This window comes from Pseudomonas sp. GW823-FHT06E10 (assembly GCF_058794995.1).
In genome coordinates, this window is record NZ_JBXAHJ010000037.1 from 1 (window position 1) to 1,235 (window position 1,235).

Below are 1,235 nucleotides of genomic sequence, written 5' to 3' on the forward strand. Positions count from 1 at the left end.
TGTAGTGGTCAACTAATCCCGGACACGACGTTAAGTTTTTCTTCGGCGCGAGCTGGCGCCAGCCCGCCGTTGAATTGATGGGGTCGAACCCAGTTGTACCGATGCATCAAGAAGTGGCTAATATCGCGCTGGGCTTCTTGAGCCGTTCTGTAGCCCGTGGTCGGTATCCATTCCGTTTTCAAGCTGCGGAACACGCGCTCCATTGGCGCGTTGTCCCAGCAATTCCCCCGGCGACTCATGCTCTGGCGCATGCGATAACGCCACAATCGCTGACGAAATAATCGACTTGCATACTGCGACCCTTGATCCGAATGGAATAGCAGGCCAGAAGGTCTGCCACGTTGCTCGTAGGCCATATCCAACGCCTTGATCACCAGATCGGCGTCCGGCTTTTCCGATAACCCCCAGCCCACCACCCGGCGCGTGCAAAGATCCAGCACGACAGCCAGGTAATGCCATTTCCCCTGGGCCCAAATGTAGGTGATGTCGCCGCACCACACTTGGTTGGGGGCCGGGACATCGAACTCCCGATTCAAGATGTTCGGGATATCGAGTCGCTCTACCGTCGCTCGTTTGTAGGCATGTGATCCGGGTTGTTTGCTGACTAAATCAAGCTCGCGCATCAAGCTGCGCACTTTGAACCGGCCGAGCTGCTCACCGTCTTCAAGCATCAGCGACAAGATGCTGCGGCTGCCGGCAGCGCTACGACTTTGCGTGAACAACTCGCTCACCCGGCTGCGCAACCGAAGCCGCTCAACATCGGGCGTGCGGCGCCTAAGGCGCTGGGCGTAGTAGCACGAACGAGTGACTTCAAACACCTTGCACAGCCAATCAACCGGCTCATGGACGCTCAGCTGATTGATCAGCGCGTACGCTCGTGATCTTCCGACATCAAGAGCGCGGTAGCCTTTTTTAATATCGATTTTTCCCGTTCAAGGCGGGCGATCCGGGCTTCCAGCTCCTGGATTTTCTGCTGTTCTGGGGTCAGCGCTTTGCTCTGCGGAGTGACGCCTTGGCGCTCCTGCTGAACCTGATCGACCCAGCGGCGCAGGGCCGACTCGCCGACGCCGAGTGAACGGCTGGCTTCGATGTAGCTGTAGTTTTGCTTGAGCACGAGGTCGGCAGCCTCGCGTTTGAATTCAGCAGAAAAGGAACGGCGTTGTTTGGTCATCTGACACCTCGATCTGGCGAGCATTCTCGCCTAAATGGGTGTCCGGTTTCATTAGACCACTACA

General features: G+C 57.2%; 1 protein-coding gene. It reads right to left on the minus strand.

Going from position 1 to position 1,235, the window contains the following annotated elements:
* Positions 1-8 precede the first annotated feature (8 nt).
* Positions 9-1,171, minus strand: a protein-coding gene (locus AC1Q6Y_RS28025) for an IS3 family transposase (protein WP_492625656.1) whose coding sequence is annotated in 2 segments (ribosomal slippage) — positions 9-916 and positions 916-1,171 — 1,164 coding nt in all. Because the reading frame shifts where the segments join, the coding sequence is not laid out codon by codon here.
* Positions 1,172-1,235: the final 64 nt, after the last annotated feature.